Source organism: Mesorhizobium sp. CA8, from assembly GCF_020164955.1.
Taxonomy (GTDB): Bacteria; Pseudomonadota; Alphaproteobacteria; order Rhizobiales; family Rhizobiaceae; genus Mesorhizobium.
The window spans coordinates 85,005-97,618 of sequence record NZ_JAIUHG010000004.1 but is presented as its reverse complement, the minus strand read 5'-3'; the positions used below and the strand labels follow the sequence as shown (position 1 = coordinate 97,618).

11 protein-coding genes are annotated in these 12,614 nt (G+C 63.2%); 9 read left to right on the top strand and 2 right to left on the bottom strand.

The annotated features are described in order from the left end of the window. Positions 1–460 precede the first annotated feature (460 nt). The 9 genes from LB553_RS06275 to LB553_RS06235 all read left to right on the top strand — a co-directional run bounded on the left by LB553_RS06275 (position 461) and on the right by LB553_RS06235 (position 10,041). Positions 461–1,723 carry a nucleotidyltransferase family protein gene (locus tag LB553_RS06275; RefSeq protein WP_224511600.1) on the top strand — a complete coding sequence of 421 codons (1,263 nt, stop codon included), beginning with the start codon at positions 461–463 and terminating at the stop codon, positions 1,721–1,723. Between the two features lie 8 nt (positions 1,724–1,731). Beyond that, positions 1,732–2,742, top strand: a complete 1,011-nt coding sequence (locus LB553_RS06270) for a glycosyltransferase family 2 protein (protein ID WP_224511864.1) — start codon at positions 1,732–1,734, stop codon at positions 2,740–2,742. A gap of 123 nt (positions 2,743–2,865) precedes the next feature. Then, positions 2,866–3,243: a hypothetical protein gene (locus LB553_RS06265; protein ID WP_224511598.1), complete on the top strand. Its 378-nt coding sequence runs from the start codon at positions 2,866–2,868 to the stop codon at positions 3,241–3,243. Between the two features lie 129 nt (positions 3,244–3,372). Then, positions 3,373–4,257 carry a glycoside hydrolase family 16 protein gene (locus tag LB553_RS06260; RefSeq protein ID WP_224511597.1) on the top strand — a complete coding sequence of 295 codons (885 nt, stop codon included), beginning with the start codon at positions 3,373–3,375 and terminating at the stop codon, positions 4,255–4,257. Positions 4,258–4,331: 74 nt separating this feature from the next. Continuing rightward, a complete protein-coding gene (locus tag LB553_RS06255) occupies positions 4,332–5,663 on the top strand; it encodes a UDP-glucose dehydrogenase family protein (RefSeq protein ID WP_224511596.1) in 1,332 nt (443 codons plus the stop codon). Between the two features lie 90 nt (positions 5,664–5,753). Further along, positions 5,754–7,202, top strand: coding sequence for a GMC oxidoreductase (locus LB553_RS06250; protein WP_224511595.1), 1,449 nt, complete (start codon positions 5,754–5,756; stop codon positions 7,200–7,202). Positions 7,203–7,213: 11 nt separating this feature from the next. Beyond that, positions 7,214–7,657 carry a hypothetical protein gene (locus LB553_RS06245; RefSeq protein WP_224511594.1) on the top strand — a complete coding sequence of 148 codons (444 nt, stop codon included), beginning with the start codon at positions 7,214–7,216 and terminating at the stop codon, positions 7,655–7,657. Positions 7,658–7,691: 34 nt separating this feature from the next. Next, the gene (locus LB553_RS06240; RefSeq protein WP_224511593.1) at positions 7,692–8,912 is read left to right on the top strand and encodes a glycosyltransferase family 2 protein; all 1,221 of its coding nucleotides are present in this window, start codon (positions 7,692–7,694) and stop codon (positions 8,910–8,912) included. A 49-nt stretch (positions 8,913–8,961) separates the two neighbouring features. Continuing rightward, entirely contained in the window at positions 8,962–10,041 is a 1,080-nt protein-coding gene (locus LB553_RS06235) for a glycosyltransferase (protein ID WP_224511592.1), read from the top strand. 2 nt (positions 10,042–10,043) lie between these two features. Here the strand turns inward: LB553_RS06235 and LB553_RS06230 are convergent, their stop codons facing one another. Together LB553_RS06230 and LB553_RS06225 are read right to left on the bottom strand one after the other, a co-directional pair. Next, complete coding sequence (locus LB553_RS06230; RefSeq protein WP_224511591.1) at positions 10,044–11,066, bottom strand: phosphoribosyltransferase; 1,023 nt, start codon at positions 11,064–11,066, stop codon at positions 10,044–10,046. Between the two features lie 39 nt (positions 11,067–11,105). After that, positions 11,106–12,602, bottom strand: a complete 1,497-nt coding sequence (locus LB553_RS06225) for a lipopolysaccharide biosynthesis protein (protein ID WP_224511590.1) — start codon at positions 12,600–12,602, stop codon at positions 11,106–11,108. Positions 12,603–12,614 lie beyond the last annotated feature (12 nt).

Here is a 12,614-nt window from a genome sequence, read left to right as displayed (position 1 = left end):
GCCAGCATATGGCTATGCTGCACTGCGATTGCTGCACGGCAACATCTATGAGTCAAGCCTGATTTACCAGGCATTAATCAATTCTTGGTTGCACGCGCATCCGTTGTTAATCAAGGCGTAGGCACCGTCATCCTAAACCTCACCCATCCAGGAATTCAACCATAGGTCCTTGCCGGTTAAGTAAGCGATTGATTCATATGCAATAATTTTTCAGGCGAAAAAGACATCTCGCAATTGCGAAGAAATTGCCGCAAAAAATCGTCGTTTTCCGGCCTGCCGAACCGCCCCCAGGAGTTGTCTTCAAAAGTGATTGAGCGTGTAGCGATTTTAAACGCTTAGGTTGCGGTCAGGAGGCGACCTCAGCCGGTTTTGGCATAGTAACGCCAATTTTTCCGATGCTTTTCTTCGCAGGTGCGGTATAAACCCTTCGGGCGGCATTTTGCGGAGAACGACATCGGGCATGACGGTGCAGGATGGCTCCTATGAAAGGCTGCGCGTCACCGGCTGCGCCGACGAAGTCGCCTATGTGCAAGCCTGCCTGAGGCTGTTTTTCGCGCCAGGAGCCGACATCACGGATGGCCGGGTCGATGGGCCCGCGCCGACGGTCTCGGCCACGCCGATCACGGCCGCCCCGATCACTGCGGCCTCAATCTCGGCCGCCAATATCGCCGACATTGCCAGACTGAACAAAGTCGCCGTGTTCCTGCTCAAGGCGCTCAAGCGTGCGCCCGCCGGCGCTGCGCCTGCGCAATTGTCTGAATGGCTCGATGGCTACCGTCGGCGCACGATGTCGATGAACGCCGCCTGCATCGGCGACTCGATGGCCATCGATCGCGCGCTGCGCGACAGGCAGGTCGATTTCGTCTTCCTCAAGGGCCCGCTCCAGCAGCATCTGCTCTATGGCGACCATTTCATGAAGCCTTCCGGCGATGTCGACATACTGGTTCCGCCGGCGCGCTTTGGCCAAGCCCGCGAGGCGTTGCGGGCGATCGGCTACGAGGTGGCCGGCAAATCCCGTTCCGTCTGGTGGGTCCGCTTCCTCGGCGAGCAGCACATGGTTCGCGAAGATGGCGCGAAGGCCTCGACGGTCGACCTCCATCACCGGCTGCAGCAACCGGGCTCGCCGAGCCCGCGCGACATCGACGGCTTCCTGCGCCGCAAGCGCGAAGTCGAGGTGGCCGGAGCCGTTATGCCGGTAATCTCGGCGGCCGACACGCTGCTTTTGTCCTCGATCAGCGTCGCCAAGGCCTTTTTCAACCGCGAGCCCTGCGCCGGCTATGTCTGCGACGTCAGGGCCAGCGCCAGCCGCCTGAACGAAGCCGAGCAGCAGAGGGTGCTCGATCACGCCGCGGGACAGGGCTTGGCGGACACGTTACTCCTCGGCCTGCGCGCGGCTGACGTGCTGCTCGGCGCCACAAACACGCTGCTTTCGGATCGCGCCACCCGCATTCTGGCCCGCATCGACAATGCCGACCTCTTCCACATGGTCATGGCGCCCTGGCTAGCGTCTCTGCGCTGGCCGCAGCGCCGCCATGTGCTGTGGGAACTCTGCGGCCGCGAGCCGGTCCGTTACCTAGCTGAAGCCGGCTGGGCGGCCTCCGCCGACCTCAGCCGGCGTATCTTCGAGCGCCCGGCCACGGCCGAGCCGAGCGCGGAGCGAAATGATCAGAAACGTCGGCGGGGCGGCCAAGCATGCAAGCGAAAGGTGAACCCATGCCCGTGACGACGCCAATAACGCCCTCCGGGGTCTGCGTCATCATCGCCGCGCGCAATGCGGCGCGCACCATTCCCGGCGCCATCGCTTCGGCGCTGCGCGAAGCCGAAGTCGCCGAAGTCATCGTGGTCGACGACGCCTCCACCGACGACACCAAGGATGTGGCTTTGGCCGCCGACGACGGCAGCGGCCGGCTTGCCGTTATCCGCTTCGACGTCAATCGCGGTCCTTCCGCCGCGCGCAACGCCGCCATCCAGGCCTCCAAATCGCCCTTCATCAGCATTCTCGACGCCGACGATTTCTTCCTCGAAGGGCGCTTTCGCCGGCTTTTCGCCAGCGCCGACTGGGATTTCGCCGCCGACAACATCATGCTGATCCGCGACGACGCCGCGACCGACGTCGCCAAGGTCGCAGCGCCGCCTTTCGCGGCCGAGCCGGAATTTCTCGATTTCGAGCGCTTCATCGACGGCAACATCTCGCGCCGTCATGTGCGGCGCGGCGAGCTGGGCTTCCTCAAGCCGGTGATCAGCCGGGCTTTCCTCGATCGGCATGGATTGAGCTACGACGAGAACCTCAGGCTTGGCGAGGATTACGAGCTCTACGCGCGCGCTGTCGCTTACGGAGCCCGGTTCAAGATCATCAAGTCCTGCGGCTATGGCGCGATCGTGCGCGCCGATTCGCTGAGCGGCCGCCACAGGACGCAGGATTTGAAGCGTCTTGCAGATGCCGATCTGGCGCTGCTCCAGATCGACAGCCTTCCGGAGCGCTCGAAGGCCGCGTTGCGGCGCCATGAGCGCCATGTCCGCGACAAATACCGGCTGCGCAACTTCCTTGACGTGAAAGCCGAGCGTGGGCTGGCATCGGCCGCGGCCTACGCCTTCGCAAGCCAGTCGAATCTGATCCCGATCGTGCGCGGCGTTGCCACCGACAAGCTCGACGCGCTGTTCCGTCGCACCGGGATTGTTGCGCCGCAGCAAATGCCGCCCACGCGCTTCCTGATGGCGGCAACCAGCGCCGCAAGAGGGTGATCCCGCATTGTCCCGGAAGCTGCCGCCCCTCAAAAAATCCGCATTCCGAAAACTATGATGTTGCCTAGTCGCTGCTGTAATGGCAGTCTTGTTGCAATGCAGCAATTTCGAAAGGCCGATAAGATGGCTTCGATTTTTGGCTTCAGATCCCGGGATCCGGCGCGCGACCGGCAGACCGATCTGCAGCGTTTCGACCGGCTGGCGAAGATGTTCGACCAGATCGCGGCGGAGATCGAGGCGGAGAAAACCGGGCTGGAGAATCGTTACAAGTCGACGGCCGCCAACGCGGCTTTTCTTGTCGAGGCGATGGAGAACGGTTCGGCGTCGGCCAGCAAGGGATCGGACGTCAGCGCGATGACCAACTCGATCCTCAACTGCGAGCGGCGCATTGCGGAGCTCGCTCGCCAGAAAGGTTTGATGAAGGAACTGCGTCATTCGCTCGACGCGATCGTCGAGGAAGGTTCCGATCGGCCTGCTGCGCAGGCCACGGCGAGAGGCTGACGGCGTCTTCAGGCGCCGTCATCGGTACAAGACGTTAGAGGAGTTCAAAGGGCGAAGGTTAAAAAGCGGCTCGCTCATGCGAACCGAGGATGACTTTGGGTTGGGCGGACAACACAAGGTGAGTTTGTTATGAACGCAGATCCGGACAACACCTCCACCGAGGCGGCTTGCGCGATGGCGCATGCGCCAGGGAGCCGATTAACCAGCCCGCGGCTCGGCGTAGTCGGCGCGCTGTTTGCGGCCGTCGCAGCAATCCTTGCGAGCCTGCATCCCGCGCACGCGCAAGAGGCGCAGCAAGAGCTGCAAAGCGCGCCCTCCTTCGTCGACAATTTCTCGAATTTCAACCAGTCCCGCTGGTTCGTCTCGGACGGCTGGACCAATGGCGCTCATCAGAACTGCACCTGGTCGAAGGATCTTGTGCGGCTTTCCGACGGCGTGCTGTCGCTGGGCTTCGAAAAGCGCAAGCTGAAGGACCGCGAGTTCGCCTGCGCCGAAATCCAGACCAAGCAGCGCTACGGCTACGGCGTGTACGAGGCGCGCATGAAGACAGGCACCGGCTCCGGCCTCAACGCCGCCTTCTTCTCCTATATCGGCCCGCAGGACAAACAGCCGTGGGACGAGATCGACTTCGAGGTCCTCACCAAGGATCCCTCGAAAGTCCAGGTCAACAGCTACATCCAGGGCAAGCCGAAGAACGGCAAGCTGGTCGACGTCGAGGGCGGCGCCGACAAGGGCTTCAACGACTATGGCTTCGTCTGGGAGAAGGACCGGCTGCGCTGGTATGTCAACGGCAAGCTGGTCCATGAGGTAACCAACCCGGACGAGCTGCCGAAGCATTCGCAGAAAATCTTCTTCAGCCTCTGGGGCAGCGACAAGCTGACCAATTGGATGGGCGCCTTCACCGATCCCGGCAGCAAGGTGACCATGCAGGTCAAGCGCGTCGCTTTCACCGCTCTGGGCCAGCCATGTCAGTTTCCGGAATCGTTGGCATGCAGCATAAGTAATTCCAACTAGGCCGCTGGGCCTGGGGGACATCTGAACCGGCCGGACCGCTTTTGCGGCCCGGCCTTTGACAGGAATAGAACCAAATGAATTTGACGGTGTTTGGGATTGGCTATGTCGGTCTGGTTCAGGCCGCGGTGCTTGCCGAGGTCGGCCACGAGGTGGTGTGCGTCGATATCGACGAGAAGAAGGTGGAGCGGCTCAATCAGGGCCTGATCCCGATTTTCGAACCGGGCCTCGAGACCCTCGTCAAAGAGAACCACGCTGCCGGGCGCATCCGCTTCACCACGGATGCGGCCGCGGCGGTCAGGCATGGCCAGATCCAGATGATCGCGGTCGGCACGCCGCCCGGCGAGGATGGCTCGGCCGATCTGAAATATGTGCTGGCCGTCGCCGAGACCATCGGTCGTGAGATGGACAGCGCCAAGATCGTCGTCGGCAAGTCGACCGTGCCGGTCGGCACTTGCGAAAAGGTGAAGGCTAGGATCGCCGAAACGCTGAAGAAGCGCGGCCGCGAGGATCTCGCCTTCGACGTCGCCTCGAATCCCGAATTCCTCAAGGAGGGCTCGGCGGTCGCCGATTGCATGAAGCCGGACCGCATCATCGTCGGCACCTCCAGCGAGGACACCGAGATGGTGATGCGCGAGCTCTACGCGCCGTTCAACCGCAACCACGAGAAGATGATCGTGATGGATGTGCGCAGCGCCGAATTCACCAAATACGCCGCCAATTGCATGCTGGCGACCAAGATCAGCTTCATGAACGAGATGGCCAATCTCGCCGAGCAGCTGGGCGCCGACATTGAGGAGGTGCGCAAGGGCATCGGCTCGGATCCGCGCATCGGTTACCACTTCATCTATCCCGGCCTCGGCTATGGCGGCTCCTGCTTCCCGAAGGATGTGCGCGCGCTGATCAAGACCGCCGAGGGCGTCAAGTTCGACGCCAAATTGCTGCGCGCCGTCGAGGAGCGCAACAATGCGCAGAAGTCGGTCCTGTTCGACAAGGTCAACCACTATTTCAAGGGCGCGCTCAGGGGCAAGACCTTCGCCGTCTGGGGGCTGGCCTTCAAGCCCAACACCGACGACATGCGCGAGGCGCCATCGCGCACGCTGATGGAAGCGCTGTGGGCGGCCGGCGCCAAGGTGCAGGCCTACGATCCCGAGGCGATGCAGGAATGCCAGGCGATCTACGGCCTGCGTGAGGATCTGCTTTTGTGCGGCACCAAGGAAGCGGCGCTGCGCGGCGCCGACGCTCTTTTGATCTGCACCGAATGGAAGAGCTTCCGCGCGCCGTCCTTCGACGCGCTCAAGGATGCGCTGACGACGCCGGTCATCTTCGACGGCCGCAATCTCTACGATCCCAAGGTGATCGCGCGCTACGGCATCGAATATTTCTCGATCGGCAGGATGGCGGCATGACGATGGCCGCTTGCCTCAAGAAGAACTGCAGCCGCGAACGACAGCGGGGCCGACAATGACCATGCGCGTGAAGCACGAGGGCTCGATCTGATGGTGCTCGACGTTCGGCCCGAACAAATTGCCAGCGAGCATTTCGATCTTGTCGTCATCGGATCCGGCTTCGGATCGTCCTTCTTCCTGCACGAGTTCCTGAAGCGGCGCAAAGCCCGTGTCCTGGTGCTGGAGTGGGGCCGCCACAACACGCATGAGTGGCAGCTCAGCCAGAACGTCAACACCGACATAGACGACGAAAGCACCTACGGGACCGACAATGCCGACAAGCCGTGGAACTACACGATCGGTCTTGGCGGCGGCACCAATTGCTGGTTCGCGCAGACGCCGCGTTTCCATCCCAACGACTTCAGGCTGAAGAGCACCTACGGCATCGGCAACGACTGGCCGATCAGCTATGATGAGCTCGAGCCGTTCTACGGCGACGCCGAGGAGATCATGGCGATCTCCGGCGATCCCGACATGGCGCGGATGCTGCCGCGCTCGCGGCCGTTTCCGCAGCCGCCGCATCGCATGTCGACGCCTGACCGCATGATGAAGGCCGCGCAGCCGGATCAGCACTTCGTCATGCCGACCGCCCGGGCGCGCGTGGCGACGTCGCAGCGCGGCTCGTGCTGCGCCAATCTCAGATGCTGGCTGTGTCCGGCGGATGCCAAGTTCACCGTCAACAACGGCCTGATGCATGTCTTCCAGCATCCGGACGTCTCCGTCTGCCTCGGAGCCGAGGTGCGCCGGTTCGACCATGCCGGCGCTGCGGTCCGCTCCGTCGCATTCGTCCGGGACGGCAAGGACTATTCGGTCAGCGGCGATCTCTTCATCCTCGGCGCCAATGCCATACAGAGCCCGGCGATCATGCTGCGCTCAGGACTTGGCGGCGAATTCGTCGGTCTGGGCCTGCACGAATCCTATGGCTGGAACTACGAGGCCTATCTCGGCGGCGTCGACAACTTCGACGGCAGCACCATCACCACCGGCCTGAATTTCGGCCTCTATGACGGACCGCACCGGGCCGAGCATGCGGCGGCGCTCGTCTATTTCGAGAATCGCTGGCAGCACGGCATGCGCGCCGAGAAGGGCAGGCTGCGGCAGGTGCTGCCACTGGTCGTCGTCACCGAGGACCTGCTCGATCCGGAAAACCGCGTCGTCCTCGACAAGGACGACGACGCCTTCGTGAGCTTCAAGGGCGCGTCGGACTACGCGATCAAGGGCATGGCGAAAGCGCTGGAAAGGCTGCCGGAACTGCTCAAGCCGCTGCCGGTCGAGCAGATTTTCGATCGCGGCATAAGGCCGACCGAATCGCATGTGCAGGGCACGCTGCGCATGGGCACCGGCCCGGCCGACTCCGTGGTCGACCGCGACATGATCCATCACCAGCTCAGGAACCTCGTGGTCGTCGGCACCAGCACCTATCCGAGCTGTTCCTGCGCCAATCCAAGCCTGACGGCGGCTGCCCTGTCCTTGCGGGCGGCGGGCCGGCTGGCGGCATGAGGGAAGGACCGATGAAGATCACGCGCCGCACCGCACTGGCCATCGTCGCCGGCGGGATTGCCTCCACCGGCATCGCCGCCGCCGCCGTCTCGTCCTTCTCGGACGAGGACCTGGTTCGCGTCACGCTGGAAAAATATTTTGGTCCGCTCAATATTCGCGTCGAGCACCTGCAGCAATTCGTGCTCGAATTCCGGAACCGCAACCCTTGGATATTCCCGGGCGCCAAGGTGGCGGACGTGGTGACGCTGGCCGAAACGGTGAAGCTCGGCAAGGCGCGCGAGCTGCTGCCCCAGGACAAACGGCGCGATCTGCGCCACTTCGACCGCTGGGTCGTCGCCGAGTTCCATATGCTGACCGATTATGCCTGGCGCAGCTCGCCCGACGATCCGATCCGCTTCACCGGCTGGCACCCATGTACCAATCCCTTCGCCAATCTGGAGCCGCAGAGTGCGTAAGGCAGGCGCAACAGAAGATAGAATGAGGTCGCCAATGGCTGCACAGCGCAAACCGACGGTCACCGTCATCGTCCCTACCTTCAACCGCGAAAAATTCCTGCCCGAATCCATCGGCAGCCTGCTGCGGCAGACCGTGCTGCCGGATCAGATCCTGATCGTGGATGACGGGTCGACGGACAATACCGGCGCGGTGGCGGCCTCTTTCCCGGCGCCGGTCGAATATTACCGCAAGGAGAATGGCGGCAAGTCGACGGCGCTGAACTTCGCCCTGAAGCACTGCACAGGGGATTTCGTCTGGATATTCGACGACGACGATGTCGCGCACCCGACGGCGCTGGAACGGTTTCTCGCCGCCTTCGAGCGGGAACCGGATGCCGATTTCGCTTTCGGCGAATATGCGCGTTTCCAGCGCTCGGCCCAGATCGAGGAGCAGGATTACGAGATCGTCGCCTTCGGCCATGTCAGCCAGGACAATTTCTTCCCGTCCCATCTCGAATATTGCCACGTCCACCAGCCGGGCCTGTTGGTGCGCCGCAAATGCTATGACGAGGTGGGTGGCTTCAACGAAACCCTGGTGCGGTCGCAGGACTATGAGATGATGCTGAGGCTCGCGCGCCGGTTCAAGGGCGTCAGGGTCGACGGCCTGATGTTCTTCCAGCGCCAGCACGACATGGTTCGCGGCAGCACCAAAGTCGTCATTTCCTATACCGACCGGATAAAAGCCTGGGGCTCGTATGACCGCGTGATCATGGAAGAGATCTACAAGTCGGTCGATCTGCACGAATATCTCGATCGCTCGGAACAGGCCTTGCCGAAGACGGCCGATCTCGAGATGCAGGCGCTGCTGCAGCGCTCGAGCATCATGGCCAGGAAGGGCCTATGGCACCACGCGGCCGCGGACATCCGCCGCTATGCCCAGCTTGCCGAGCGAGCCGGAAAGACGTCGCTCAGCGACAAGGAACGCGCCATCGTGCGGCGCACCTTCGAAGCCTATGACACGGGCCTGGCATCCGCCCCCGCCGACGCATTCGTCTCGGCGGTGAAGGCATGGAAGTCGGGGCCTCTCAAGGCCGATATCGTCAGGGAATACATGCATTCCTTCCCGCACTACCTGGCGCGGGACTTGAAGGCAGGAAAAGTGATCCCGGCATCGAAGCTGTTGCGGGAGTATTCGACATTGTCGCTTTCCGCCTCGCTCGGCAGGCTGTGTCAGGCGATGACGTCGAAGCTTCCCTTGGCGCGCAGCGCAAGCTGATGGGCCGTGGCTTGCGGATACTCGCCCGCGCCGAATTAGGAGCAGAACGATGAAAGTGCTTTTCGCAAGCGGCAACGGGTACATTCCCGAGTTCTCCGGCGGCGTGCAATCCAACACCCACCACCTGGTCGAACAGCTGATCGAGCACGGCCATCAGGCGTCTGTCCTCGCCTCATTGTTCGGCGATGGCGTGTTCGGCTTGAAGGCGCGCGCCAAGATGAAGTTGTTGCGGCAGCCCGCGGTCATCGACAATTTTCCCGGCTATCCGGTGATGCGTGCCTGGTTCCCCTGGGAGGCGGCCGGCTTCGCCGTCGAGAAGACCACGCCAGACGTCGCCGTCGTGCAGTGCCACAAGTCCGTCCTGCTCGGAAAGGCGCTTCTGGCCGAAGGCGTGCCGCTGGTCGTCTATCTGCACAATGTCGAATTCCACGAGCTCGCCGGCGATCCGCGCGAGCTCAATTCAGCTTTGTACATCGCCAATTCGGAATTCACCGCGCGCACCTACAAGGAAAAGTTCGGCATCGAGTCCATCGTTCTTCCGCCGACCATCAACGACGCTCTCTACTGCACGCATACGACCGGCGAATTCGTCACCATGATCAACCCCTATGAGGAGAAAGGGTTCGATCTGGCGGTGAGGATTGCGGCCGCCTGCCCGGAGATTCCGTTCCTGTTCGTGGAAAGCTGGAAGCTGGACGAAGAGCATCGCGCCCGCGTCGAAAAGACCATCGCGCCGCTGTCGAACGTCACGCTCGAGAACCGCACCGATGACATGAAGACGGTCTATGGCCGCACCAGGATACTGCTTGCTCCGAGCAAATGGGAAGAAGCCTGGGGACGCGTGGCGTCCGAGGCGCACTGCAGCGGCATCCCTGTCGTCGGCTCGAGGCGCGGCGGCCTGCCCGAAGCCATCGGTCCCGGCGGCGTGGTGCTCGACTACGACGCCCCGCTCGCCGACTGGGCCGCGGCGGTGAGGCGCCTGTGGAACGATCGCCAGGAATACGAGCGGCTTTCGGCTGCAGCTCTCGCCTTCTCCAAACGCCCGGAGCTCGACCCCGCGCGGCAGCTGGTGATATTTCTCGATCTGCTCGAAAGGGCGGCCCGGCAGGGCGTCCGCCGCGCCGCATAGCTCTACGCCGGGCGCTTCACCCGGTTCTTCAGCGCCTCATAGCCGCGCTCACCGAGCAAGGCCCGCGCCGTCGCCTTGACGGCCTGCTTTCGCCCGTCGGACGAATTCATCTGCCTGAGCCGCGCCGGCAGGTTGCGCGCTGCCTGCTGCAGCGCCGGCAGCGAGATCGGGTCGGGCAGGCTCACGATGTTGGTTTCGACGCACAGCACCGGCTTGCCCGAGAGCTTGGCGATCCTCAGCGCTTGCTCGTGCTCGCTCTCGATGAACAGGATGGCGTCCGACTTGCGGTAGAACTCGGCCTTGAAGCTGCCATGCGCGCCGAGCCGCTGCCGCTCGGCCTTGTTCGGCAGGTCGAGCATGATGAGATGATCATATTTGATGTCGCGGCTGGCGAGCCACGCCTCCGTCAGCTTGCGGTATTTTTCCAGGCGGCTCGTCACCAGCCAGCCGATCTTGCGGGTCGGCCCGAGCAGCGGCCGCGCCTCGGCCAGGAATTTCTCGTAAGCCGGGCCATCGTCGTTTTCTTCCTCGGTCGGATCGAGGCAGAGCACGCCGTCAATGTCGACGCAGCACTGTTCGAGGAACATGTGATGCATGAAATTCCACTGGAACATCCTGGGATGCGGCACGGCCTCGAAGACGATGTCGGTTTCCTCATGTTGCAGCGACAGCCCGAACACGGCCGCGAAGATGAAGTCGCCCTCGATGCCGCTGGCCGCAATCTTTTCGCGCGCATCGCGCATGGCGGTGCCGCCGATGATGCTGTCGTCGATCACCAGGATCTTGCGCATCTCGGAAGCCTGCCGGTCGAGGCCCGCCCAGCGTTTCGTGATGCCAGACGTATAGATCCTGCCGGCAAGGAAACTGTCGAGATCGGTCATCGGGATGTTCGCCGTCAGGCTGACCAGCGTCGCGGCGAGGATGCCGCTCCTCGGCACGCCGACGACCAGGTCGATGTCGCGCGGCAACCGGTGCAGGTTGCGCACGATCGCGTCGTTCATGTCTGAAATCGATCGATAGTTCATGCGGTCATCCCTGTCCTGAGATCGGCCTGTCGCGCGGGCTCATTTCGCCCCGCTCGGGGCGGCGAGGAAGCCCCGCGCCGGGATTAGCCGCAACGCTTCGCGAAGTGCTTCACGGCCGGCGCTAAATGCCAGCGCGACAACGATGGTGGCCACATAGGAGAGCGCCGCGGCAGCGGCCAGCGCGACGACGGGCGGCGCCTGCAGCATCGGCTTGGCGAGCCAGACCGCGCCGAACGCCAGATGCGCGCCAAGCACGAAAGGCAATGCCGCACGAAACACATGGCTGGCCTTGAGCGGTCCGTGTCTGCCGACATAGAGCCACAGGAAGGGCGTGCGCATGTATTCGCTGATCGCGTAGGCGACGGCCACACCCAGCGCCCCGTAAGGAAGGCCGATGGCGAAGGCCAGCACCGAGGTCACGGCGGTGACGATGCCCCAGCGCATGAAGTCGCCCGAGCGGCCCTGGCTTACGAACAGCCATCCAGCGGGGTTGTTGAGCGGCTGCAGCAATCCGGCAAAGCCCAGCGCCAGGAAGATCGGCGCGCTTCCCCGCCACTGCTCGCCGAGCACGAAGGGAATGAGCGTGTCGGACATGGCGGCGGCGAAGGCGACGCCCGGAAGCGCCACCAGCAGGATCAGCGGCATGACGCGCAGATAGGCGCTGCGGTAGCGGTCCGGCTCATCCTTCAGCCGCGACAGCGCCGGCACCATCACCTTCGCCAGCGGGTTGGTGATCTGACTGAGCGGAAAAAGCAAAAGCTTGTAGGCGCGGTCATAGAGGCCGAGCTGCGCTTCGCCCCAGTATTTGCCGATCAGCACATTGTCGAGGTTACGGGCAAAGAAATTGGCAAAGTTGAAGCCGGTGATGCCGGCGCCGAAATTGATCAGCGCGCCGATGCCGTCGACCTTGCGCGGCAGGCCCGGGCGCCAGCGCGAGGAGTACCAGTAGCACAGGGTCGGCAGCACGGCGCTTGCCAGCGTGCCGGCGAAAAGCGCCCAGTAGGAGCGATCGATGAAGGTCCAGAGGATCGAGACGGCGACGCCGAGGACGGCGCTGGCGATGTCGATGATGGCCAGCCGCGTGAACTCCATGCGGCGGGTCAGCAGCGCCACATGCTGGGCTCCCAGGCCATAGGCGATGATCTGCAGGCCGAAGGCGGCGACGAGGCCGGTCACGCGCGGCTCGCCATAGAAAGCGGCGACCACGGGCGCCGAAGCCGCAAGCACACAGGCAAGCAGGGTGCTTACGGCCACGTTGATCCAGAACAGGTAATTGACCTCTTCGTGACGGATACCGGTCTTCTGGATCGTCGCCTGGGTCAGGCCGAAATCCTGGAACAGCGCGATGAAGGCAAGCACCGGCGCGCACATCGCCACGACACCGAAATCCTGCGGCGACAAAAGCCGCGACAGCACGATGACGGAGATGATCTGCGTCGCCACCCGCACGCCCTGCGCGATCGCTGTGACGGCCGCGCCGCGTCCGACCGATTTGCGCAGAGAGCCCTCAGGCGGATCGAATGCACTGGTTTCCAAATTCAGGATCCC

Coding starts and splice junctions, on each gene's coding strand:
- LB553_RS06240 (WP_224511593.1), top strand. CDS start 7,692: ATGGCTGCACAGCGCAAACCGACGGTCACCGTCATCGTCCCTACCTTC.
- LB553_RS06245 (WP_224511594.1), top strand. CDS start 7,214: ATGAAGATCACGCGCCGCACCGCACTGGCCATCGTCGCCGGCGGGATT.
- LB553_RS06230 (WP_224511591.1), bottom strand. CDS start 11,066: ATGAACTATCGATCGATTTCAGACATGAACGACGCGATCGTGCGCAAC.
- LB553_RS06235 (WP_224511592.1), top strand. CDS start 8,962: ATGAAAGTGCTTTTCGCAAGCGGCAACGGGTACATTCCCGAGTTCTCC.
- LB553_RS06265 (WP_224511598.1), top strand. CDS start 2,866: ATGGCTTCGATTTTTGGCTTCAGATCCCGGGATCCGGCGCGCGACCGG.
- LB553_RS06275 (WP_224511600.1), top strand. CDS start 461: ATGACGGTGCAGGATGGCTCCTATGAAAGGCTGCGCGTCACCGGCTGC.
- LB553_RS06260 (WP_224511597.1), top strand. CDS start 3,373: ATGAACGCAGATCCGGACAACACCTCCACCGAGGCGGCTTGCGCGATG.
- LB553_RS06250 (WP_224511595.1), top strand. CDS start 5,754: ATGGTGCTCGACGTTCGGCCCGAACAAATTGCCAGCGAGCATTTCGAT.
- LB553_RS06255 (WP_224511596.1), top strand. CDS start 4,332: ATGAATTTGACGGTGTTTGGGATTGGCTATGTCGGTCTGGTTCAGGCC.